The 23,548-nt window shown below is 56.9% G+C and carries 22 protein-coding genes and 1 pseudogene; 19 read left to right on the top strand and 4 right to left on the bottom strand.

Annotated elements, in window-relative coordinates; all coding sequences use genetic code 11:
• Positions 1-14 precede the first annotated feature (14 nt).
• Positions 15-1,235 (top strand): beta-ketoacyl-ACP synthase I, encoded by a 1,221-nt coding sequence (gene fabB / locus ACYAC5_RS13570; RefSeq protein WP_192411457.1) that lies wholly within the window; start codon positions 15-17, stop codon positions 1,233-1,235.
• A gap of 231 nt (positions 1,236-1,466) precedes the next feature.
• Positions 1,467-2,648 (top strand): arabinose transporter, encoded by a 1,182-nt coding sequence (locus ACYAC5_RS13565; RefSeq protein WP_462061908.1) that lies wholly within the window; start codon positions 1,467-1,469, stop codon positions 2,646-2,648.
• Here ACYAC5_RS13565 and pdxR read toward each other — a convergent pair.
• A pseudogene (gene pdxR, locus ACYAC5_RS13560) lies at positions 2,611-4,047 on the bottom strand (MocR-like pyridoxine biosynthesis transcription factor PdxR). The gene ACYAC5_RS13565 and the pseudogene pdxR sit on opposite strands and share 38 nt — an antisense overlap.
• 86 nt (positions 4,048-4,133) lie before the next feature.
• Between pdxR and ACYAC5_RS13555 the strand changes: the two are divergent.
• Complete coding sequence (locus ACYAC5_RS13555) at positions 4,134-4,577, top strand: rhodanese-like domain-containing protein (protein WP_210081323.1); 444 nt, start codon at positions 4,134-4,136, stop codon at positions 4,575-4,577.
• On the opposite strand, the gene flk is transcribed toward ACYAC5_RS13555, so the two are convergent.
• On the bottom strand, positions 4,574-5,605 hold the full coding sequence (gene flk, locus ACYAC5_RS13550; protein WP_309833829.1) for a flagella biosynthesis regulator Flk: 1,032 nt from the start codon (positions 5,603-5,605) through the stop codon (positions 4,574-4,576). The two genes, ACYAC5_RS13555 and flk, sit on opposite strands and share 4 nt — an antisense overlap.
• A gap of 112 nt (positions 5,606-5,717) precedes the next feature.
• Complete coding sequence (locus ACYAC5_RS13545; protein WP_309833830.1) at positions 5,718-6,623, bottom strand: DMT family transporter; 906 nt, start codon at positions 6,621-6,623, stop codon at positions 5,718-5,720.
• A gap of 94 nt (positions 6,624-6,717) precedes the next feature.
• Here ACYAC5_RS13545 and ACYAC5_RS13540 point away from each other — a divergent pair, with 94 nt between their 5' ends.
• The 15 genes from ACYAC5_RS13540 (at position 6,718) to hisP (ending at position 20,814) form a co-directional block, all read left to right on the top strand.
• Positions 6,718-7,497, top strand: coding sequence for an AraC family transcriptional regulator (locus ACYAC5_RS13540; protein WP_192411461.1), 780 nt, complete (start codon positions 6,718-6,720; stop codon positions 7,495-7,497).
• A gap of 56 nt (positions 7,498-7,553) precedes the next feature.
• Positions 7,554-8,678, top strand: coding sequence for a 4-phosphoerythronate dehydrogenase PdxB (gene pdxB, locus ACYAC5_RS13535; RefSeq protein ID WP_309833831.1), 1,125 nt, complete (start codon positions 7,554-7,556; stop codon positions 8,676-8,678).
• Between the two features lie 101 nt (positions 8,679-8,779).
• On the top strand, positions 8,780-9,790 hold the full coding sequence (locus ACYAC5_RS13530; RefSeq protein WP_309833832.1) for an aspartate-semialdehyde dehydrogenase: 1,011 nt from the start codon (positions 8,780-8,782) through the stop codon (positions 9,788-9,790).
• A complete protein-coding gene (gene truA / locus ACYAC5_RS13525; RefSeq protein WP_309833833.1) occupies positions 9,790-10,596 on the top strand; it encodes a tRNA pseudouridine(38-40) synthase TruA in 807 nt (268 codons plus the stop codon). Before ACYAC5_RS13530 ends, truA begins: the two co-directional genes overlap by 1 nt.
• A 36-nt stretch (positions 10,597-10,632) precedes the next feature.
• Entirely contained in the window at positions 10,633-11,286 is a 654-nt protein-coding gene (locus ACYAC5_RS13520; protein WP_101763636.1) for a DedA family protein, read from the top strand.
• A 132-nt stretch (positions 11,287-11,418) separates the two neighbouring features.
• On the top strand, positions 11,419-12,327 hold the full coding sequence (gene accD / locus ACYAC5_RS13515; RefSeq protein ID WP_008105205.1) for an acetyl-CoA carboxylase, carboxyltransferase subunit beta: 909 nt from the start codon (positions 11,419-11,421) through the stop codon (positions 12,325-12,327).
• Between the two features lie 66 nt (positions 12,328-12,393).
• Positions 12,394-13,662 carry a bifunctional tetrahydrofolate synthase/dihydrofolate synthase gene (folC, locus tag ACYAC5_RS13510; protein ID WP_309833834.1) on the top strand — a complete coding sequence of 423 codons (1,269 nt, stop codon included), beginning with the start codon at positions 12,394-12,396 and terminating at the stop codon, positions 13,660-13,662.
• Positions 13,652-14,401, top strand: a complete 750-nt coding sequence (dedD, locus tag ACYAC5_RS13505) for a cell division protein DedD (protein ID WP_110866560.1) — start codon at positions 13,652-13,654, stop codon at positions 14,399-14,401. The genes folC and dedD overlap by 11 nt, the downstream gene beginning before the upstream one ends.
• Before the next feature lie 250 nt (positions 14,402-14,651).
• A complete protein-coding gene (gene cvpA, locus ACYAC5_RS13500; protein WP_064739347.1) occupies positions 14,652-15,137 on the top strand; it encodes a colicin V production protein in 486 nt (161 codons plus the stop codon).
• A gap of 36 nt (positions 15,138-15,173) precedes the next feature.
• Positions 15,174-16,691, top strand: coding sequence for an amidophosphoribosyltransferase (gene purF / locus ACYAC5_RS13495; RefSeq protein ID WP_101763639.1), 1,518 nt, complete (start codon positions 15,174-15,176; stop codon positions 16,689-16,691).
• A 116-nt stretch (positions 16,692-16,807) separates the two neighbouring features.
• Positions 16,808-17,377 (top strand): UbiX family flavin prenyltransferase, encoded by a 570-nt coding sequence (locus ACYAC5_RS13490; RefSeq protein WP_061717852.1) that lies wholly within the window; start codon positions 16,808-16,810, stop codon positions 17,375-17,377.
• A gap of 278 nt (positions 17,378-17,655) precedes the next feature.
• On the top strand, positions 17,656-18,438 hold the full coding sequence (gene argT, locus ACYAC5_RS13485) for a lysine/arginine/ornithine ABC transporter substrate-binding protein ArgT (protein WP_101763640.1): 783 nt from the start codon (positions 17,656-17,658) through the stop codon (positions 18,436-18,438).
• A gap of 194 nt (positions 18,439-18,632) precedes the next feature.
• The gene (locus tag ACYAC5_RS13480; RefSeq protein ID WP_008105192.1) at positions 18,633-19,319 is read left to right on the top strand and encodes a histidine ABC transporter permease HisQ; all 687 of its coding nucleotides are present in this window, start codon (positions 18,633-18,635) and stop codon (positions 19,317-19,319) included.
• Complete coding sequence (locus ACYAC5_RS13475; RefSeq protein WP_222233740.1) at positions 19,316-20,032, top strand: ABC transporter permease; 717 nt, start codon at positions 19,316-19,318, stop codon at positions 20,030-20,032. Before ACYAC5_RS13480 ends, ACYAC5_RS13475 begins: the two co-directional genes overlap by 4 nt.
• Before the next feature lie 8 nt (positions 20,033-20,040).
• Positions 20,041-20,814, top strand: a complete 774-nt coding sequence (gene hisP / locus ACYAC5_RS13470) for a histidine ABC transporter ATP-binding protein HisP (protein ID WP_101763641.1) — start codon at positions 20,041-20,043, stop codon at positions 20,812-20,814.
• A gap of 187 nt (positions 20,815-21,001) precedes the next feature.
• Here the strand turns inward: hisP and ACYAC5_RS13465 are convergent, their stop codons facing one another.
• Positions 21,002-21,949 (bottom strand): sugar-binding transcriptional regulator, encoded by a 948-nt coding sequence (locus ACYAC5_RS13465; protein WP_101763642.1) that lies wholly within the window; start codon positions 21,947-21,949, stop codon positions 21,002-21,004.
• A 195-nt stretch (positions 21,950-22,144) separates the two neighbouring features.
• Here ACYAC5_RS13465 and dalD point away from each other — a divergent pair, with 195 nt between their 5' ends.
• Positions 22,145-23,539 (top strand): D-arabinitol 4-dehydrogenase, encoded by a 1,395-nt coding sequence (gene dalD, locus ACYAC5_RS13460; protein WP_192233263.1) that lies wholly within the window; start codon positions 22,145-22,147, stop codon positions 23,537-23,539.
• The last annotated feature ends 9 nt before the right edge of the window (positions 23,540-23,548 follow it).

Genomic DNA, 23,548 nt, shown 5'->3' with positions numbered 1-23,548 from the left:
ACGAGGATTATTGAATGAAACGTGCAGTGATTACTGGCCTGGGTATTGTTTCCAGCATTGGTAATAACCAGCAAGAAGTGCTGGCTTCTCTGCGTGAAGGCCGTTCCGGTATTACTTTCTCTGAAGAGATGAGAGATGCCGGTATGCGCAGCCACGTATGGGGCAACGTCAAACTGGATACCAACGGGCTCATCGATCGCAAAATCGTGCGTTTTATGAGTGATGCCTCTATTTATGCCTACCTTTCAATGGCCGAAGCGATCAAAGACTCTGGCCTGACTGAAGAACAGTATCAGCAAAACCCACGTGTGGGTTTGATTGCCGGTTCTGGCGGCGGTTCTCCGCGTTATCAGGTATTTGGTGCTGACGCCATGCGTAGCCCACGCGGCCTGAAAGCGGTCGGTCCTTATGTGGTGACCAAGGCGATGGGTTCAGGCGTTTCTGCTTGCCTGGCAACCCCGTTCAAAATTCACGGCGTGAACTACTCCATCAGTTCAGCCTGTGCTACTTCTGCACACTGCATCGGTAACGCGGTTGAGCAGATTCAGCTGGGTAAACAGGACATTGTGTTTGCTGGCGGCGGTGAAGAGCTGAGCTGGGAAATGGCCTGTGAGTTCGATGCGATGGGCGCACTGTCGACCAAATACAACGAAACGCCAGAAAAAGCCTCACGTACTTACGATGCCAACCGTGACGGTTTCGTCATTGCCGGCGGCGGCGGTATGGTGGTGGTTGAAGAGCTGGAGCACGCTCTGGCACGTGGTGCACACATTTATGCTGAGATCGTGGGCTACGGCGCAACCTCAGATGGCGCAGACATGGTAGCTCCTTCAGGCGAAGGCGCAGTGCGCTGCATGAAGATGGCGATGCAAGGTCTGGATACCCCAATCGATTACCTCAACACCCACGGCACTTCTACGCCGGTTGGTGATGTGAAAGAGCTGGGTGCGATTCGCGAAGTGTTCGGCGATAACTGCCCATCACTGTCTGCCACTAAAGCCATGACCGGTCATTCACTGGGTGCGGCGGGCGTGCAGGAAGCGATCTACACCTTGCTGATGCTGGAGCACGGTTTCATCGCGCCAAGCATCAACGTGGAAGAGCTGGATGAAGCGGGCAAAGGTCTGAACATCGTGACCAAACCGACTGATAAAGCACTGACCACCGTGATGTCCAACAGCTTTGGTTTCGGCGGGACTAACGCCACTCTGACCATGCGTAAGTATCATGCGTAAGCTGCCAGCATAATCCCGTAGGATCGCTATTCATGGCGACCTAATTATGCTAGCAATATCACAAGGGCCGGTTATCCGGCCCTTGTTGTTTTGACATTCCACCTTCAGCTTGCCTACACTCCCACTCCATACGAAACAAAATTATCGCTTTTAGCTTAGTGTGAACCAAATATCCCGTTTCTGTTTTGGCAGCAAGCGCGTGTCTGGTTATTACAAGGAGTTCGACCCACCATGACCACGACTGCTGACGCGCAGGCGCAATCCGTTATGCCGCTGGCCTGCACCTCCTTTGCGGTATTCCTCACCTATCTGACCGCTGGCCTCGCGCTGCCGGTCATCCCGCTGTATGTCCATCATGAACTCGGTATGAGCAACCTGATGGTTGGCGTGGCAGTGGGAATACAGTTCTTCGCCACGCTGTTGACGCGTAGCTTTGCCGGGCGTCGAGCCGATCAACACGGTGCGAAACTCACCACCCAGCACGGCATGCTGGCCATCGCGCTGGTGGGCGTGGCGTATCTGGCGGCGGTGTTGTTACCGGTTTCTCCGTGGACGAAGTTTGGTTTGTTGGCAGTGGGGCGCTTGCTGTTGGGATTCGGCGAAAGCCTGCTGCTGACCGGCAATTTGACCTGGGGCATGGGATTGGTGGGCAGCAAACGTTCCGGATTAGTGATGTCATGGAACGGCATGGCGATTTATGGATCGCTGGCGGCTGGCGCACCGCTCGGCTTGCTGATCAATCAGAACGGCGGCTTTGCTGCTCTCGGCGCGGTTGCGCTGCTGTTGCCGCTGCTGTCGCTGGCGATTAATGGCTGGATCCGCAAAGTGCCGGTGGTGGGCGGCGAGCGGCCATCGCTGCTTAGCGTAGTGAAAACCATCTTTCAGCCGGGACTGGCGCTGGCGCTGCAGGGCACCGGTTTTGCGGTGATCGGCACCTTTACGTCACTCTATTTTGCTGCGGAAAACTGGGGCAATGCCGGTTTCGCGCTGACCGCCTTCGGCTGTGCGTTTGTGCTGGTGCGCGTATTCTTCGGCGGCTTGCCGGATCGTCACGGCGGCGTAAAAGTGGCGATGGTTTCCTTGCTGGTGGAAACCGCCGGTCTGCTGCTACTGGCGTTCGCCACTTCTGGCTGGATGGCGCTGATTGGCGCGGCTTTGACCGGCTGCGGCTGCTCGCTGATCTTCCCGGCGCTGGGCGTTGAAGTGATTAAACGCGTATCGCCACAGATTCGCGGCACCGCGCTTGGCGGTTTCTCTGCATTTCAGGATATCGCGTACGGTGCCAGCGGCCCGTTGACCGGCTTACTGGCGACGGCGCTGGGTTACGGCTCGGTCTATGTCGCGGGAGCCTGTTGTGCGGCGCTGGGCATTCTGGTTACCTGGAGGTTTGCGCGGGCTGCGACAACAGCGTAACCAGCTTATCGCAGGCGCTGACAATCTCCCCGGGTGTCAGCGCCGCAAAGCCCAGTAGCCAGCCCGCTTGCTGCACGTCACCGGCATAAAGTGGCGACAGGCGCGGCAGCAATAATCCGCTCTTTTTCGCCTCGGCGGTTAAGCGCGCTTCATCCCCTTGCATCAGCCGCACCGCTAACTGTAAGCCGCCAGCCGCCGGCAGCGGCTCAAGCCAGGGTGTTAAGCGCGTTTCGATCTGCTGCAGCAAGCAGTCACGTCGGCTGCGATAGAGTTGGCGCATCAGGCGCAAATGGCTGGCGAAATGGCCTTGTTGCAGAAACTCTGCGCAAATCGCCTGCGGCAGCAACGCGCTGTGACCATCCATCACGCTGCGTGCGCGGCCCAATGGTTCCACCAGTTGTGGCGGCACCACCATCCACGCCAGCCGCAGCGACGGGAACAGCGTTTTGGAGAAAGTGCCGAGGCAAATCACCCGACCATCCGCGGCTAATCCTTGTAGCGCCGGAGCCGGGCGATCCTCGTAGTGAAATTCGCTGTCGTAATCGTCCTCAATCAGCCAGCTATCCTGCTGCCGTGCCCACGCCAGCCACTGCAAGCGCCGCGCCAGACTCATTGCTGTGCCGGTGGGATAGTGATGCGCCGGCGTCAGATAGACCAGTTTCGCGCTGCCGCTGAGCGGCACTGCGCCTTCTGCATCCAGCGGCATGGCGCGACAGCGCGCACCGGCGGCAAGAAACGCGTTGCGCGCGCCGGGATAACCCGGCTCTTCCAGCCACACTTCGTCACCCGTATCAAGGAACATTAATGCCAGCAACTACAGCGCCTGCTGTGAGCTGGTGAGGATCACCACTTGCTCCGCCGTGCAGTGCACGCCGCGTGACAGCGCCAGATAATCCGCCACCGCCTGCCGCAGTGATGGCAATCCAAGCGGATCGCCGTAACCCATCACTTTGCTGCCCAGCGAGCGCTGCACCTGATTGCTGATGCGACGCCACTGCGTATGTGGGAAGGCGCGTAACTCGGGTGAACCGGCGGCAAAGGCGTGTGGAAAGGGCGGATCCTGACAGCCGCCCGTTGCCAAAACCTGCAGGCCACGCTGAGAAAAGTGTGGTGAGCGTTCGGTGCAGGTTTTGCTGGTGGGCGACGCCATGCGAATCGAAACAAACGTCCCGCGTCCGCCGTGACGCTGCAGATAACCTTCACTTTCAAGCTGCGCATACGCCGCCTCCACCGTAACGCGCGACAGCGATAGGTCGGTGGCTAACTGGCGGCTGGACGGCAGTTTCTGCTCATGCCGTAGATGCCCATTGGCGATGGCCTGGCGCAAGGTATTGCACAGTCGCTCACGTAAACCGCCCTGAGTTTGATGGCTAAACAGCGCGAGAAATGATGTGGTCACGGTGGTCTTATCACTATGGTGGAAGTGGTATCAACAGGCAGACCACTTTGCCGTAAACTGCGGGGAAATCACAACAGGAGAATGCGATGTCAGCGGTCTTAAAAATTGCCCCCGTTAGCGCCAGCGAGAGCGTGGCGTATCTGCAACATAAACTGGCGTACTACACCGATGCGTGGGATTTAGCAGAGGATTTGGCGCAGGGCATCACGGCGATCGTGGTGATTGATGCGCGCTCTGACGAGGTTTATCAGGCCGGACACATTTGCGGTGCACTTTCGTTTCCGCATCGCACCATGAATGCGGAATCCACGGCGCATCTCGATCGCAGCAAAGTTTACATCACCTATTGCGACGGCATCGGCTGTAACGGCTCAACCAAAGCCGCGCTCAAGCTGGCGTCGCTGGGTTTTCAGGTTAAAGAGTTAATTGGCGGGCTGGATTTCTGGAAACGCGATGGCCATCCGATGGCGTGGGGCGCGGCAGCGGGTGAGTGGCCACTCGCCACGCCCGCTGCCAACTGCGGCTGCTAGATAAACAGCCACAGCAGGAAGATAAACAGGAAGATACCGGCAATCAGCGTGAGTGCCGGGCGCTGCGCCAGCGGTTGCGGCAACATCTGAATAAACGGCGACCAGATTGGCTGCGGCCGAATTTCGCTATCGGCCAGCGGCTGTTCGTGCAGTTTCTCGGCGCGGCGGCTAAACAGCAGATTCAGCAGATCCTGCGTCTGCGCTGGCGTCAGCACGGTGGTCGGCAGCACCTGGAAACGTTGCTGGCTGTAATCTTCCAGCAGTCGCTGCTCATCATGGGTTAACGGCTGACGCAGTGAGGTTTCCAGCATCTGCAAGGTTGGCGCACTGTGCTGAGCCAGCGTCTGGCGCACCTGCAAATATTGCGTCAGCAGCGGGAAGTGGCGTGAGGGAATCGGATCGCCACTTTTCAGATTCACCAGCTTCAGCGTATCGGCCAGCAGTTTCACCGGCGATTCACCGGTTTTCGCTGCAAGGCGCGTCACCTGCTGATTCAGCGACTGCTGTTCTGCCGGCAACAAGCTGCGATCGGACACGCGCGTTTGCTGCGGCTGCGGGATCGCCATCTGACCGTTTTGCAACATCGTCAGCACCTGACGCAGCTGATCCTGCGACAACGCGCTCAACACCGTTTGGTTAAACTGCTGACGAATAAAATCGCTCACCGCCTGGCGATTATTGCCCTGCGGCAATTTTTCCAGCAGCTGTTGCAGCAGCTGGCGCGTAGCAAGACTATTTTGCACCTGGGTTAAGCGACCGTTGAGATGCTGCTCCGCCGCCGGAAAGTGGCGCGATTGCAGCTCCGCCTCACTCTTTACCCCGACTTCATGCCGCACGCCAGCCCAGAGTTCCGGCGCTTTCAGCGTACTCAAAGACATAATGCGAACAATCAGACGTTCCAGCGTGGTGCGCTGGGCAGGAGAGAGCGGCTGCTCACCGGCTGGACCGCCGGGTCGCGTTGGGCCAGTGGCCTGAGATAAAGGGGAACGATCGCCCGCGGGCACACCGGGACCGCTGAGAGGTTGCATGGCGGAATCCTTGAAAACGGGTCAGATCCGGGTGCGCCGGAAAAAAGAGGCCACATCATAGCAAAAGCCCCCAGGAAATCCACGGGGGCTGCGGCCTTTCCGGATAATAAAGTCAGGCGGCGGAATCGGGAAGGGTCGCGCTACGCGGCTTACGCAGCGGGGTTTTCAGCCGTTGCGCCAGAATAACGCCGACTAACGTCATGCCGCCGCCAATCCAGTGATAGCCATGCAGCTGCTCATGCAGGAACATCACGGCAATAATGGCCGTAAACACCGGTACGAAGTTCATAAAAATGCTGGTGGTGCTGGCGCCCAGACGCTGCACGCCAAGGATCCACAGGAACGGCGCGATGATCGACGCAAACAGCCCGGCATACAGCACCAGCGGCAGATTGTGCTCGTTGAGCGTGACATCCGGCGCGCGCAGGAAGCCAGGCAGCAATAGCAGCACGCCAAAGAAAATCTGCACATACAGGCTTTGCCAGGTCGGCAGCGGAATCGCCCAGCGCTTGGTCAGCACGCCATACAAGGCGTACGAGGTCGATGCCGCCAGCATCATCAATTCGCCATTACCGAGCCGTTGATTCAGCAGCTGCGCCGGATTGCCTTCGCTCACCAGCCATACCAAACCGGCGAACGACAGCACGCCGCCAATCAGAATGCCGCGCGTTGGCGCGAGGCGCAGCACAACCAGACTGAGCAGAATGGTCAGCAGCGGAATGGTCGCGCCGAGAATCCCCATCATCACCGCAGAAACGCTGTGCGCCGCGTAATAGGCGAGACTTTGATACAGCACCATGCCAAGCAGACCCAGGAACAGCAATCGCCAGCCGTTGGCTTTAATGGTGTGGCGATGGCGCCACACGCCCGGCAGGCAAAACGGTGTTAGTACTACCAGCGCCAGCAGCCAGCGATAGAAGGAGATCGCCGCAGGATCGATACTTCCCGCCGAGAGTTTGCTGACGATAGTGTTGATCGACCAGATCAGCACTGCGATCAGCGGAAACAGTAAATTCATGATACAGCTCCTCAAATAATCGCGAATAGTTTACGTTTGACCGGTTTAACGCAGATAGTTAAAATCGGACAACATTTGTTAGTGACCGGACAGAATGAATCTACAAGTCGAATACCAGCCGCCGATTGATGCGCCTTTGCTGCGCTTCTTCATGCGCTATGACGAGGTCAACGCCAAAACCGAATACCTCACGCATGCGCATGATTGGGGCCAGGTGATTTTCGTCACCAGCCACGTGCTGGAGATGGAAGTGGAGGGCGAACGTCTGCTGACGCCCGCAGATATCCCAATCTGGATTCCGGCCGGCCATCGTCACAGCAGTTACAACCACAACGAAGCGCGTTTTCGCACCTTTAATCTTGCCGCCGATCTCTGCGCGGGCCTGCCGGATAAAGCCTGTTTATTGCATGTCGATGCCATTGGGCACGCCATCATGAATGATTTTGCCCGCCGTGAACTGGAGCAGCCGCAAACGCAAGCCGACTGGCGCATGTGTGAAGTGTTGATCGATCGCCTGCGTCTGGCGCCGGTGCATAACAGCTATTTGCCGATGTCGGATGACAAATTCCTCGCGCCGATTCTGCGCGCGCTTGAAGCGCATCCCGGCGATAACACCACGCTGGCACAATGGGCGAAGCGCGTGTTCACCACCGAGCGTACGCTAGCGCGACGCTGTCAGCAGCAGTTGAATATGTCATTCAGCGAATGGCGGCAGCGTTTACGCTTTCTGCGTGCTATCGCGCTGCTGGAGCAGGGTTGCAGCGTGCAGGGCATCGCTCACGAGCTGGGTTACAGCTCGGCGTCGGCGCTCATTGTGATGTTCCAGCAGCAGGCCGGTACCACGCCCGATCGCTATCGTAGTCGGTTAGGTTAATCCCCGGCTTTATGGCAAAATACGCGCCTTAAATTTTTGCAGACAGGACCGCCGCAGTGAAAATTCTCGTCGATGAAAATATGCCTTATGCCCGTGAACTCTTCAGCCGCACCGGCGATGTGCTCACGGTGCCCGGCCGTCCGTTGCCAGAAGCTGAGCTGCAGGACGCCAGCGGATTGATGGTGCGTTCCGTCACCAAAGTGAATGCGGCACTGCTGGCCGGTACGCCGGTGAAGTTTGTCGGCACCGCGACCGCCGGCACCGATCATATTGATGAAGCATCACTGGCGGCGGCAGGCATCAGCTTCTCTGCGGCGCCTGGCTGTAATGCCATTGCGGTGGTGGAGTATGTGTTCTCCTCGCTGCTGCTGCTGGCGGAGCGCGATGGTTTTGCACTGCGCGATCGCACCGTGGGCATTGTTGGCGTGGGGAATGTTGGCGGCCGCCTGCAGAAGCGTCTGCAAGCCTGGGGCGTGAAAACGCTGCTGTGCGATCCACCGCGCGCCGATCGTGGCGATCAGGAAACCTTCCATTCGCTGGATGATCTGGTGGCGCAGGCCGACATCCTGACCTTCCACACGCCGCTGTTTAAAGATGGCCCGTATAAAAGCTGGCATTTGGCCGATGCGGCGCTGCTGATGGCGCTCAAACCCAACACTATTCTGATCAACGCCTGCCGCGGTGCGGTGGTAGATAACGCGGCGCTGCTGGCAGTGCTGAAGATGCGCCACGATCTTAGCGTGGTATTGGATGTGTGGGAGCCGGAGCCGGATCTGTCGCTCGATCTGCTGGATAAAGTGGATATCGCCACCGCGCATATCGCTGGCTACACGCTGGAAGGTAAAGCGCGCGGCACCACGCAAGTGTTTGAAGCCTGGTGCGACTTTATCGGCCAGCCGCAGCAGGTGGCGCTGGAAAGCCTGCTGCCGGCACCTGAATTCGGTTCTGTCACCCTGCGCGGCAAGCTCGATCAGCCAACGCTAAAACGCTTAGTGCATCTGGTGTATGATGTGCGCCGCGACGATGCGCCACTGCGTAAAGTGGCGGCAAAGCCAGGCGAGTTTGATCGCCTGCGCAAGCAATATCAAGAGCGTCGTGAGTGGTCATCGCTGCAGGTGCATTGCGATGATGCGGAGACGGCGGCGATGCTCAATCAGCTTGGCTTCCGCGCCAGTTTGTAAAGAAATTTCAATCACCTGCACTATTGCGGGGGATAATTCCTAAATCTCGGGCGATGTTTTCATCGCCTTCTGTTTTTGTGTCAATCTCTGGAGTAACCAACATGTCTGACGGCTGGAATATCGCGCTTTTGGGCGCAACAGGCGCAGTAGGGAACGCTGTACTGGAACTGCTGGCTGAACGCCAGTTCCCGGTTGGTGAGTTGTATTTGCTGGCGAGTGAAAACGGTGCCGGTGAGAACAAACGTTTTGAGGGACGTACCGTGCTGGTGCAGGACGTGGCCGAATTTGACTGGACGCAAGTGCAGCTGGCGTTCTTCACTGCGGGTCGTGAAGCCTCGGCGCGCTATGCCGAAGAAGCCGCCAGCCAGGGTTGTCTGGTGATCGATAGCAGCGATCTGTTTGCGCTCGAACCGGATGTGCCGCTGGTGGTGCCGGATGTGAATCCACAGGTGCTGGCGGATTACCGCAATCGCAACATCATTACCGTTGCCGACAGCCTGGTAAGCCAGCTGCTGTGCGCAATCAAACCGCTGGTGGATCTGGCTGGTCTGAGCCGTTTGCAGGTTACCAACCTGATTGCGGCCTCCAGCCATGGTAAAGCGGCGGTTGAAGGTTTGGCCGGTGAAAGTGCGCGTTTGCTGAACGGCGTGCCGGCGGAAACGCACTATTTTGGCCGCCAGCTGGCGTTCAACATTTTGCCGCTGCTGGCGGACAGCAATGGCAGCGTCGAGAGCGAACGTCGCGTGGTTGAGCAGGTACGTAAAGTGCTGCAGGACGAAGGTTTGCCGATCGCGGTAAGCAGCGTGCAGGCGCCGGTGTTCTACGGCAATGCGCAGATCGTACACGTGGAGAATCTGCGTCCGCTTTCCGCTGAAGAAGCGCGCGATGAACTGGGCCGCTCCGGTGATATCAACCTGAGTGAAGAGAGCGATTACCCCACGCAGGTGGGCGATGCCTCCGGCAGCGACGTGCTGAGCATTGGCTGCGTGCGCAACGATTACGGCATTCCAGAGCTGCTGCAGTTCTGGTCTGTGGCAGACAATATCCGCTTCGGCGGTGCACTGATGGCGGTGAAAACGGCTGAGAAACTGGTGCAGGAGTATTTCTATTAATGTTGCCTGAAGGGAAAACGTTTAAGCTGGCGTTGGGTATTGAATACGATGGCAGCCGTTATTACGGCTGGCAGCGGCAAAATGAAGTGCGCAGCGTGCAGGAAAAGCTGGAAAAGGCGCTGTCGAAAGTGGCCGATCATCCGGTGGTGGTGTTCTGCGCGGGCCGGACCGATGCTGGTGTGCATGGCACCGGACAAGTGGTGCATTTTGAAACCACCTCACCGCGTGCTGACGCAGCGTGGACGTTGGGTGTGAATGCCAATCTGCCCGATGACATCGCGGTGCGCTGGGTGAAAGCGGTGCCGGACGAGTTTCATGCGCGTTTTAGCGCCACGGCACGCCGCTATCGCTACGTGATTTACAACCATCGGCTGCGTCCAGCGATTCTGGGCAATGGCATTACCCATTATTACCATCCGCTGGATGCAGAGAAGATGCAGCGCGCTGGTCAGGCGCTGATTGGTGAGAATGACTTCACTTCGTTCCGCGCGGTGCAGTGTCAGTCACGCACGCCTTGGCGCAACGTGATGCATCTCAACGTCACGCGTCATGGGCCGTATGTGGTGGTGGATATCAAAGCCAATGCATTTGTGCATCACATGGTGCGTAATATTGTCGGCAGCCTGATGGAAATCGGCACCGGCAACCAGCCGGAAGAGTGGATGGCGACGCTGCTCGCGGCCAAAGATCGTAAGCTGGCGGCGGCGACCGCCAAAGCCGAAGGCCTTTATCTGGTAGCGGTGGATTATCCATCCCACTTTGCATTACCTCAGCCTGCGTTGGGACCGTTGTTCCTCGCGGATTAACCGTTAATTGTTGGGTGTTAGGGGAGTTGTGGTTATATGGATTTCATCCACTTTTTAGTCGATTTTATTCTGCATATTGATGTGCATTTGGCCGAGCTGGTGGCGCAGTACGGCATCTGGATTTACGCCATTCTGTTCCTGATTCTGTTCTGTGAAACGGGTTTGGTGGTCACGCCGTTCCTGCCAGGCGATTCCCTGCTGTTTGTTGCCGGTGCGCTGGCGGCCTTGCCGGGTAACGATCTCAACGTTCACCTGATGGTAACGCTGTTGGTGATCGCCGCCATCCTCGGTGATGCGGTGAACTACACGATTGGTCGTCTGTTCGGTGAGAAGCTGTTCAGCAACCCGAATTCGAAAATTTTCCGTCGCAGTTACCTGGATAAAACCCACGCGTTCTACGATCGCCACGGCGGCAAAACCATTATACTTGCGCGCTTTGTACCAATCGTGCGAACCTTTGCCCCCTTTGTGGCGGGGATGGGACACATGTCTTATCGCCACTTCGCGCTCTACAATGTGACGGGCGCACTGCTGTGGGTGCTGCTGTTCTCTTACGCTGGTTACCTGTTTGGCGACCTGCCGGTTGTGCAGGAGAACCTGAAGCTGCTGATCGTCGGCATCATCGTGGTTTCTATACTGCCAGGCGTAATTGAAGTGTGGCGTCATCGCCGCCAGCAGAAGTCGCAGTAAGCTCGTTACCAGATTTTTATCCACAGCGTGAACGGGTTGTGGTTTAATGAGCGACATTTACGGCCTGCTGAAGGTGATTTCAGCAGCAATGAGAAGACTGGACCAGGTCAGCATTAAATAGAAAGGTCATCAATGAGCTGGATTGAACGCATACTGAATAAAAGCACTGCCACGCCAACGCGCAAAGCCAGCATCCCGGAAGGGGTGTGGACCAAGTGCGATAGTTGTGGGCAGGTGCTGTACCGCGCCGAGCTGGAGCGTAACCTCGAGGTCTGCCCGAAGTGCGACCATCACATGCGCATGCACGCCCGTGAGCGTCTGCATAGCATGCTGGATGAAGGTTCGCTGGTTGAGCTGGGCAGCGAGCTGGAACCGAAAGATCTACTGAAGTTCCGCGACTCGAAGAAGTATAAAGACCGTTTGGTCGCCGCACAGAAAGACACCGGTGAGAAAGACGCGCTGGTGGCGATGAAAGGCACGCTGCACGGCATGCCAATTGTTGCTGTGGCCTTTGAGTTCTCCTTTATGGGCGGCTCAATGGGTTCAGTGGTTGGCGCGCGCTTTGTGCGTGGCGTTGAGCAGGCGTTGGAAGACAACTGCCCACTGATCTGCTTCTCCGCGTCAGGCGGTGCACGTATGCAGGAAGCGCTGCAGTCGCTGATGCAGATGGCGAAAACCAGTGCGGCACTGGCGAAAATGCAGGAGCGCGGCTTGCCGTATATCTCCGTGCTGACTGACCCAACCATGGGCGGCGTTTCAGCCAGCTTCGCGATGTTGGGCGATCTCAACGTGGCGGAACCGAAAGCGCTGATTGGCTTTGCCGGTCCACGCGTTATCGAGCAGACCGTGCGTGAAAAACTGCCGCCGGGCTTCCAGCGCAGTGAGTTCCTGATCGAGAAAGGCGCAATCGACATGATCATCCGTCGTCCGGAAATGCGCTTTAAGCTGGCAAGCCTGCTGGCGAAAATGATGAACCTGCCAGCGCCGCAGCTGGATGGTGATCAGCCAAATGTGGCTGAGCCGGAGAGCAACGAAGCCTGACAGGCAACGGAAAGGCGCAGCGATGCGCCTTTTTACCAATGCACCGTAAATCAGTAAACGGGACACATGGATAATCTTCTCCTTCCTCAAGCCACGTCGCCTTTGGCCACGTGGCTTCATTATCTTGAGCATCTGCATTCGCAGGCCATTGAACTGGGTCTGGATCGTATTCAACGCGTCGCCGCACGCCTCGACCTGCTCAAACCCGCTCCTTTTGTCTTCACCGTCGCCGGCACCAACGGCAAAGGCACCACCTGCCGCACGCTGGAAACGCTATTGATGGCCGCGGGCTATCGCGTGGGCGTTTACAGCTCGCCACATCTGGTGCGTTACACCGAACGTGTACGGGTGCAGGGCGCTGAACTGGATGAAGCGCAGCACAGCGCCAGTTTTGCCGCGATTGAAGCCGGGCGCGGTGATATTTCGCTCACCTATTTTGAGTTCGGCACCTTGTCGGCCTTCAATCTGTTCCGCGCGGCGAATCTCGACGTGGTGATCCTTGAAGTCGGCCTGGGCGGACGTCTTGATGCCACCAATATTGTCGATGCCGACGTGGCAGTGATCACCAGCATCGCGCTCGACCACACCGATTGGCTGGGTCCGGATCGTGAAAGTATCGGCCGGGAAAAAGCCGGCGTGTTCCGCGCAGGTAAACCAGCAATTGTCGGTGAAGCCGATATGCCGGGCACCATCGCCGACGTTGCAGCGGAGAAGGGCGCGGTGTTGCTGCAGCGCAATCGCGACTGGCAGTGGCAGCAAACGGGTACCAGCTGGACGTTGCAGGATGCGCACGGCGAGCTGCGCGATTTACCGCTGCCGCAGGTGCCGTTACCCAATGCCGCCACCGCGCTGACCGCGCTGCGTGCGTCGGGTTTAACGGTAAGCGAAGCGATTATTCGTCAGCATCTGCCGCTGGCGATTTTGCCGGGGCGCTTCCAGACCGTCAGCGAAGCGCCGCGCGTCATTCTCGATGTGGCGCACAATCCGCATGCCGCTTATTATCTGGCTTCGCGTCTGGCTGAAGAGCCGCACAGCGGTGAAGTGCATGCGGTGGTCGGCATGCTGCACGACAAAGATATCGCGGGCACGCTGGCGGCGCTGGCACCACAGGTTGATCGTTGGTACTGCGCGCCGCTCGACGGTCCGCGCGGTGCCTCCGCCGATGAGCTGCTGGCTCATCTGGACGGCGGTGTGGCTTACAGCAACGTTGATGCAGCCTGGCAAGCGGCGCGTCAGCAGGCGCGTCCCGAAGATGTGATTCTGGTGTGTGGCTCTTTCCACACCGTAGCGCAGGTTATGGAATCGATGGCAGCGGAGAACGGCAGTGGCAAGTAAGTTCCAAAATCGCTTAGTCGGTACGGTCATTCTGGTGGCGATTGGTGTCATCGTCTTGCCCGGCCTGCTAGACGGTAAGAAGAAACATTATAAAGAAGAGTTCGCCGCCATTCCGCTGGTGCCAAAACCGGACGATCAGCAGGATAGCGAAATGGTGCCGCCGGTGACGCAACCCTTGCCGGCGCAGCCGCCGGAAGGGGCGGGCGCGGCCCAGAATCAGAACGGTGGTAAAACCGCCACCAACGGCAGCGCACAGCCCACGCAGAATAGCGAGCCCAGCGTGGTCACGCCGCCGCCGGTGCATCAGCAAGTGCAGCCGAAACCGGTGGAACAGTCGAAGCCAAAAGCGGTCGAGCAGCCGAAACCGAAGCCGGTTGAACAGCCGAAGCCAAAACCGGTGGAGCAAGCTAAGCCGAAGCCCGTCGAGCAGCCGAAACCGGTAGAGCAGTCGAAACCGGTGGAAACGCCGAAGCAGAGTGAACCGGCAGCGCCAGCTGGTCAGGCATTCGTGGTGCAGCTCGGAGCGCTGAAGAATGCGGCGAAAGTGAGCGAGATTGTGGCGCAGCTGCGTCTTTCCGGTTATCGCGCCTTTACCGTGCCGTCTACGCCGGTGCAGGGACAAATCACCCGCATTTACGTCGGTCCGGATGCCAATAAAGCGAAGCTGCAAGGCTCGCTGAGTGAGTTGCAAAGCATCTCCGGCCTCGGTGGCGTGGTGAAACCGTATAGCGCGCGATAACGCGCTGATAAGCCGCGCCAATAGCAGAAAAAGGCGCGGCTTTACAAAATTTTTGTAGCGAAGCGCGACAGGAAAATCATTGAATATCAGTGGATTAAATCACTGATAATACACAGGGCGAGGAAAGTTTTTTTCATCGCCCTTTTTGCGGAAACAGAACCGGAAAACCCTACGCAAACGTTTTCTTTTTCTGTTAGAATGCGCCCCGAACTGGATGCAGGGGTGCGATAGCACTGGGCTGGAAGAGTTCATGATCTGGATTGATTACGTCATTATTGCGGTAGTTGGTTTTTCGGCTCTGGTCAGCCTGATTCGCGGGTTTGTCCGGGAAGCCTTATCTCTCGTTACCTGGGGATGCGCGTTTTTTGTCGCCAGTCATTATTACGCCTACCTTGCAGTCTGGTTTACAGGTTTTGACGACGAACTGGTTCGCAACGGCATCGCTATCGCGGTGTTGTTTGTTGCCACCCTGATTGTGGGTGCCATCGTGAACTATGTGATCGGCTCGCTGGTTGAAAAAACCGGCTTGTCGGGAACCGACAGGGTGTTGGGTGTCTGTTTCGGGGCGTTGCGCGGTGTGCTGATCGTGTCTGCTATGCTGTTCTTTCTCGATACATTCACCGGCTTTTCTAAAAGCCCGGACTGGCAACAGTCGCAACTCATTCCCCAGTTCAGTTACATCATCAGGTGGTTTTTCGATTACCTGAAAAGCACGTCGAGTTTTTTACCCCGGTGACACCATCGGGAGTGCGGCTAATGAGGAAATGACAATATGTGCGGTATTGTTGGTATCACCGGTTTCATGCCAGTAAACCAGTCAATCTATGACGCGTTAACGGTGCTTCAGCACCGCGGGCAGGATGCCGCCGGCATTTGTACCATCGATGCTATTAACTGCTTCCGTTTGCGTAAAGCCAACGGCCTGGTCAGCGATGTGTTCGAAGCGCGCCATATGCAGCGTCTGCAGGGCAACATCGGGATTGGTCATGTGCGCTACCCAACGGCAGGCAGCTCCAGCGCCTCTGAAGCGCAACCTTTCTACGTGAACTCTCCTTACGGCATCACGTTGGCGCATAACGGCAACCTGACTAACGCCCACGAACTGCGTAAACAGCTGTTCGAAACGGGTCGCCGTCACGTTAATACCACCTCAGATTCCGAAATCCTGCTGAATATCTTCGCGCAGGAGCTGGACCGTTTTCAGCACTATCCGCTGGAAGCTGACAACATTTTTGCTGCGGTGGCGGCTGTGCATCAGCAGGTGCGCGGCGCTTACGCAGTGGTTTCAATGATTATTGGACACGGAATGGTCGCCTTCCGCGATCCCAACGGTATTCGTCCGCTGGTGCTGGGCAAGCGCGTTATCGCCGATGGCCGCACCGAATACATGGTGGCGTCAGAGAGCGTCGCGTTGGATACGCTGGGCTTCGAGTTCATTCGTGACGTAGCGCCTGGCGAAGCCGTGTACATCACCGAGCAGGGCCAGCTCTCTACGCGTCAATGCGCCGAGAACCCGAAAACCAATCCGTGCCTGTTCGAATACGTCTACTTTGCGCGTCCGGACTCGTTCCTCGACAAAATCTCGGTGTACAGTGCACGCGTGCGTATGGGCACCAAGTTGGGTAACAAAATTGCCCGCGAGTGGGAAGATCTGGATATCGATGTGGTGATCCCGATTCCGGAAACCTCAACCGATATCGCGCTGGAAATCGCACGCATCCTCGACAAGCCATATCGTCAGGGCTTCGTGAAGAACCGCTACGTTGGCCGTACCTTTATCATGCCCGGCCAGCAGCAGCGCCGCAGCGCCGTTCGCCGTAAGCTGAACGCCAACCGTGCTGAGTTCCGTGATAAGAATGTGTTGCTGGTGGATGACTCCATCGTTCGCGGCACCACATCCGAGCAGATCATTGAGATGGCACGTGAAGCGGGCGCGAAAAAAGTCTATCTCGCCTCGGCGGCACCAGAGATCCGTTTCCCGAACGTCTATGGCATTGATATGCCAAGCGCTACCGAACTGATTGCGCATGGCCGTGAAGTGAATGAGATTTGCCAGCTGATTAAAGCGGATGCGTTGATTTTCCAGGACCTGAACGACCTGATTGAAGCGGTGCGTGAAGAGAACCCGGATATCGCCAACTTTGAGTGCTCGGTATTCAACGGCATCTACGTCACCAAAGATGTCGATCAACAGTACCTTGAGTATCTGCAGTCGCTGCGTAATGACGATTCCAAAGCCATCGCGCGTCAGACAGAAGTGGAAGGTCTGGAGCTGCACAACGAAGGCTAAGCCAGAGGTTATGGCAGAGTAAAAGCAGGGCGGGCGCAATCCCGCCCTGTTTGTTTTTGTATTTTTGTTCAGTGAGCCGCTATCATTGCCGCAATCTGAACCTGCAAGGCTGAATTATGAAACGACTGATCATTGGTATTTCCGGCGCCAGCGGCGCGATCTACGGCGTACGCATGTTGCAAGTGCTGCAACCGCTGGCGGAGGTGGAAACCCATTTGGTGATCAGCCCCGCCGCGCGGCAAACGCTGGCGCTGGAGACCGATTTCAGCCTGCGCGAGGTGCAAGCGATGGCCGATGTGGTGCATGACGTGCGCGACATCGCCGCCAGCATCTCATCCGGATCTTACAAGACTCTCGGCATGGCGATCGCGCCGTGCTCGATGAAAACGCTGTCAGGGATCGTGCACAGCTACAGTGATAGCTTGCTGACCCGCGCCGCCGATGTGGTGCTTAAAGAGCAGCGTAAGCTGGTGCTGTGTGTACGTGAAACGCCGCTGCATTTAGGACATCTGCGCATGATGACCACCGCCGCAGAGCTGGGCGCGCTGATCATGCCACCGGTGCCAGCGTTCTATCATCGTCCGCAATCGATCGGCGATTTAGTCGATCAAACGGTGAATCGTGTGCTCGATCAGTTCGATATTGAGCTGCCAGAAGATCTTTTCACTCGCTGGAGTGGCGCATAATGGTGCATTAATGCACTGCTCGTGTGCAAATTCGCGTGTGCGATCACTCTTCGTGCATCTTGTGCACCAAAAGTTAACAATGTCGCTTTTTCTTCCTCACACCACTGTTATATTTCCCTCACAAACTAAGTGCTTGCGCCGCTAACCGGCGCAGTATTTAGCGCGCTTGCGCAGCGTTTAGCCAATTCGCACAACTGGCATGAAACGTGCACAGCTTACAGCGCAAACCAACACATCACGCACCACATAACAATAAGCACTTCACTTGAGGGTTAACTATGAAAAAGCGAGTTCTGGCTCTTTCTCTGATGCTGACAATGGTAAGTAGCGCGAGCGTCTTCGCCGCTGTGCCGCAGTCGCTGCGCATTGGAACTGACCCGACTTATCCGCCATTCGAATCCAAGAACGCGCAAGGTCAGCTGGTGGGCTTTGATATCGATCTGGCGAACGAAATTTGTAAACGTATCAAGACTAAATGTACTTATGTGGAAAGTGATTTCGATGCGCTGATCCCGTCGCTGAAAGCGAAGAAGATCGACGCCATCATCTCTTCTCTGTCAATTACCGAAAAGCGTCAGGAAGAGATCAACTTCTCTGAAAAACTGTATGCGGCAAACGCGCGCTTAGTGGCTCCGAAAGGTTCTACGCTGCAACCGACCATTGAATCCCTGAAAGGGAAAAACATCGGTCTGCTGCAGGGCACCACCCAGGAAACCTATGCAAAAGAGTACTGGCAGCCAAAAGGTGTCACCGTTACGCCTTACGCTAACCAGGATCTGGTGTATCAGGATCTGAATGCCGGTCGTATTGATGCCGCGTTCCAGGACGAAGTGCAGGCGAGCGAAGGTTTCCTGAAGCAGCCTGTTGGCGCTAAATATGCGTTTGCCGGCCCGGCAGTGAAAGACGACAAGATCTTTGGCGTCGGTACCGGTATGGGCTTGCGTAAAGATGATGCCGATCTGAAGGCCGCGATCGATAAAGCTTTTGTTGAGATGCGTAAAGACGGCACTTACGACAAGATTGCTAAGAAGTACTTTGATTTCAACGTGTACGGCGATTAATTATCCTGTTTCCTAATCCTGGTCTGTGAAAGGCAGGAAGGTTGCACATAAGTATTCACTCCGGGCGCTTACCTATGTAAACTGCCCGGCTTCATACGCTTGCCGCCATCCATCCTGCGATTCAAATTTCCTGGTTAGGACTGTCCGTCAGTTGGGCAGCGTTTGTAACTTACCCTCACGACAGGATTGAACCCATGTTGTATGGCTATTCCGAAGTAATCCTCAAGGGCACCCTTGTAACGCTGGAGCTGGCGCTCAGTTCCGTGTTGCTGGCGGTGGTGCTCGGCTTGATTGGCGCTGGCGCCAAACTTTCCCGCAGTCGCCCGCTGGCGATGCTGTTTGAAGGCTACACCACCTTAATCCGCGGTGTGCCCGATTTGGTGTTGATGCTGCTGATCTTCTACGGTCTGCAGATCGCCTTGAATACCCTCACTGATGCGCTGGGACTGGCGCAATTTGATATCGACCCGATGGTCGCCGGTATCATCACGCTCGGCTTTATCTACGGTGCTTACTTCACTGAAACCTTCCGTGGTGCGTTCCTCGCGGTGCCAAAAGGGCAGATCGAAGCGGCAACCGCCTTCGGTTTCACCGGCTCGCAAACCTTCCGTCGCATTCTGTTCCCGGCCATGATGCGCTTCGCGCTGCCGGGCATCGGCAACAACTGGCAGGTTATTCTCAAAGCCACGGCGCTGGTTTCGCTGCTGGGGCTGGAAGATGTGGTGAAAGCCACGCAGCTGGCAGGTAAAAGTACCTGGCAGCCGTTCTACTTCGCCATTGTGGCAGGTGTGATTTATCTGGTGTTTACCACGCTGTCGAATGGCGTGCTGTGGTGGCTTGAGCGTCGCTACACGGTGGGTGTGAAAAGGGCAGAGCTATGATTGAGATTATTCAGGAGTATTGGAAACAGCTGCTCTGGACCGATGGTTACCGTTTTACCGGCATCGCGATTACGCTGTGGTTATTGATCATCTCGGTGGTGATTGGCGGTTCGCTCGCGGTGCTGCTGGCGATTGCGCGCGTCTCCGCTAATCGCTTTATCTCCACGCCGGTTTGGCTGTTCACCTATGTGTTTCGCGGCACGCCGCTGTATGTGCAACTGCTGGTGTTCTACTCCGGCATGTACACGCTGGAAGTGGTGAAGGGAACCGAGTTGCTGAACGCCTTCTTCCGCAGTGGATTGAACTGTACGCTGCTGGCGTTCACGCTGAACACCTGCGCCTATACCACCGAAATCTTTGCCGGTGCGATTCGTTCGGTGCCGCACGGTGAAATCGAAGCGGCGCGTGCCTATGGCTTCTCACCGTTTAAATTGTATCGCTGCATCATTCTGCCTTCAGCACTGCGCACCGCGCTGCCGGCGTACAGCAATGAAGTGATCCTGATGCTGCACTCCACCGCGCTGGCGTTTACCGCGACGGTGCCGGATCTGTTAAAAATCGCGCGCGATATCAACTCGGCCACCTATCAGCCGTTTACCGCGTTTGGCATCGCTGCGGTGCTGTATCTGATTATCTCTTACGGGCTGATTAGCTTGTTCCGCAAAGCTGAACAACGCTTCCTGGCGCACGTAAAACCTTCTTCATCGCATTGAGTATCACTATGGCTGACAATAAATTAAGCGTTACCGAACTGCACAAACGTTACGGTGAACATGAAGTTCTGAAAGGCGTATCGCTGCAGGCAAATGCCGGCGATGTGATCAGCATTATTGGCTCGTCCGGTTCCGGGAAAAGTACCTTTTTACGCTGCATTAACTTCCTCGAGAAACCGAGCGAAGGCACCATTGCGGTCAACAACCAGCAGATCAATCTGGTGCGCGACACCGATGGTCAACTGAAAGTCGCGAACAAAGAGCAGCTGCGTATGCTGCGCACGCGCCTGACCATGGTGTTTCAGCACTTCAACCTGTGGAGCCACATGACGGTGCTGGACAACGTTACCGAAGCGCCGATTCAGGTGCTGGGGCTGAGCAAGGCGGAAGCGCGTGAGCGTGCGATCAAGTATCTGGATAAAGTCGGCATTGATGCGCGTGCGCGCGCCAAATATCCGGTGCACCTTTCCGGTGGTCAGCAGCAGCGCGTGTCGATTGCGCGGGCGTTGGCGATGGAGCCCGAAGTGTTGCTGTTTGACGAACCCACTTCTGCGCTCGATCCAGAACTGGTCGGCGAAGTGCTGCGCATCATGCAGAAACTGGCGGAAGAGGGCAAAACCATGGTGGTGGTGACGCACGAGATGGAGTTTGCTCGTCACGTCTCTAATCATGTGATTTTCCTGCATCAGGGCAAAATTGAAGAGCAGGGCACGCCGGATGAGCTGTTCGGCAATCCAAAAAGCCCACGTTTGCAGCAGTTTTTGAAGGGATCGTTGAAGTAGATTTTGTGCCCGCTGTCCCCCATCCTGGCCAGTGCTCGCTGTCCCCCATCCTGGCCAGCGCTCGCTGTCCCCCTCCTCGGTCCTCCCCCATAAATGGGGGAGGAAGATGCTGCAGTATGTGGGTGTTGAAGTGGCATTTGGCAGCGTCTTCTTCCCCCGTGGGCGGGGGAAGGCCAGCAAGCACCCTCTACCCCCGCAACAACTTCAGCGCGGTATCCTCATCGGTCACCAGACCTGACACCCAGCCGCCCTGCAACGCCGCGCGAATCGCCGGATATTTACGCTCGCTGCCGGCAAAGCCAATAATCTGGCGTTGCGTCTGGCTCTCCAGCAACACGCTGGTGAGCAGTTCATCGGTTTCACCCCACACGCGTTCACCTTGCTGATTGAAAAAGTGCCCGAGCATTTCGCCCACCACGCCGCGCGCGTTGAGCGCAGCAACTTGCGCATCGGTGATAAAGCCTTCGGCATGCAGCGGGCAGCCGGGCTGCACTTCGCCGATGCCAACGAAGGCCACATTCGCCTGCAAGGCGCGTAACGTCACGCGCTGATAAACCTGATGCTGAATCCACATCTCTTTATCTTCAGGCGTATCCGCATACAGCGGCGCAGGAATGAAGAAATACTTGCCCTGCATCTTCTCCGCCATCTTCAGCGGCACGTCATAGCGCGTACCCGAGTCGTCCCGCGCAATCGCGCCAATCATCGAAACGCACTGATGCTGCGGTCGCTCAACCCAGGGCAGCGCATCAATCATCGAGCGCAGCGTCTTACCGGAACCAATGCCAAATACCTGCGGCTGCTCCTCGCTGATGTATTGCGCCATCACCGCCGCGCCTTCCACTGCCAGCATCTGCTGAATAGCGTCATCATCCAGATTAGCGGATGGCACCACACGGCACAGTTGCAGGCCAAATTTATCCTGAACGTCGCGCGCCAGATGCAAGCAATGGGTAACCGGATGATCAATCTTTACGCTCACCATGCCCATTTCACGCGCGCTGGAGACCAATCGCTGCGCCACCTGACGTGACAATCCTAACGCGCGTGCAATCTCTTGCTGCGTCACGCCCGCCACGTAATACATCCAGGCCGCACGTGCTGCCAGTTCTTGTTTTTTCTCTTCTCTGCTCATCGCGCTGTTCCGTCAAAACCGGTGCGCCATGTTAACGCGAGATGCCGATGAAGTGTTAACTGAGCAAAAGCCCTAAAAAAGAGCAAAAGTATTAATTGTGACTGAGCTCGCAGAACAAGGCTGCTCGCTCGCACTATGCTACGCCTCATCGGGCAAATGCCCTTAATCGTGGCAAATGTTTATTTTGAGGCGACTATGACCAATCAATCAGTGTGGATGCATATCGGCGCAGGATCTTTTCACCGCGCGCATCAGGCGTGGTATCTGCATAAACTACGCGAGCAGGGCGATGACAGCTGGAGCATTGCCCTCGGCAATATCCGCAATGATGCCGCGCCGTTGCTAAAGCAACTCGCTGCGCAAGAGGGCGAATATGTGCTGGAAACCGTTACACCCGATGGCGAACGCGCCTATGAAACCATCACGTCATTGCGCAAAATCCTGCCGTGGGATAGCGACATCAGCGCGCTGGTGGAGCAGGGAGCGAAAAGTGAAACCCGCGTGATAGGTTTTACCGTCACCGAAGCCGGTTACTATTTGACACCGGAATTCGAACTGGACCTGACGCAACCGGATGTGCAGGCCGATGTGAAAGGCGACATCCGCACGATTTATGGCGCGCTGGCACGCATCCTCACGCAGCGCGTGGCCAACGGTGGCGCGCCCGTTACGCTGCTCAACTGCGATAACCTGCGCCACAACGGCGAACGTTTCCGTCACGGCTTCCTCGCGTTTCTTACCGCCAAAGGTGACAACGCCTTAGCGAATTGGGTGCGCGAAAATACCACCTCGCCCAACACCATGGTGGATCGCATTACGCCGCGTCCAACGCCGGATGTGGCAGAGCGCGTTAAAGCCGCTACGGGTAAAGAGGATGGTGCATCGGTGATGGCCGAATCCTTTATTCAATGGGTGATTGAAGATGACTTCATTGCCGGTCGGCCGGCGCTGGAGAAGGTTGGCGTTGAGCTAGTGGAATCGGTATTGCCGTGGGAAGAGGCGAAAATCCGCATCCTTAACGCCACGCATGCGGCGATTGCCTGGGCAGGCACGCTGATTGGCCTCAATTACATTGATGACAGCACGCGTCAGCCGGCGATTTACCAACTGGCCTATGACTACGTGACCCAGGATGTGATGCCATCGCTGTCGCCGAGCCCGCTGGATTTAGCCGATTATCGCGATGTGGTTCTGGCGCGTTTTAGCAATCCCTACATTAAAGACACCAATCAACGTGTTGGCGCGGACGGTTTGTCGAAAATCCCCGGCATGGTGACGCCAACACTGCGCGAATGCTATCAGCGTGGCGCAGAACCGGCGGCCACGGCCGTGCTGCCTGCACTGTTCTTCCTGTTCCTGCAGCGCTGGGCCTGTGATGATTTGCCTTACACCTATCAGGATGGCGTGCTGCAAGCCGATGCGCTGCGCCAGCAGTTTAGCCGCTCCGATGCACTGAACGCTTTCCTCAGCGATAGCGCGCTATTTGGCGAACTGGCACAGGACAAGGCGTTTCATGCGCTGGTGACGCGCAGCGTGGCGGATCTGCAACTGTGGCTGAAACAGCCAGAACGCATGCTGGCTGCGGTGTAAGGAGCGCGT

Source organism: Pantoea sp. y20 (assembly GCF_054903455.1).
The sequence above is the reverse complement of the archived record's forward strand: the minus strand, read 5'-3'. Positions and strand labels throughout refer to the sequence as shown.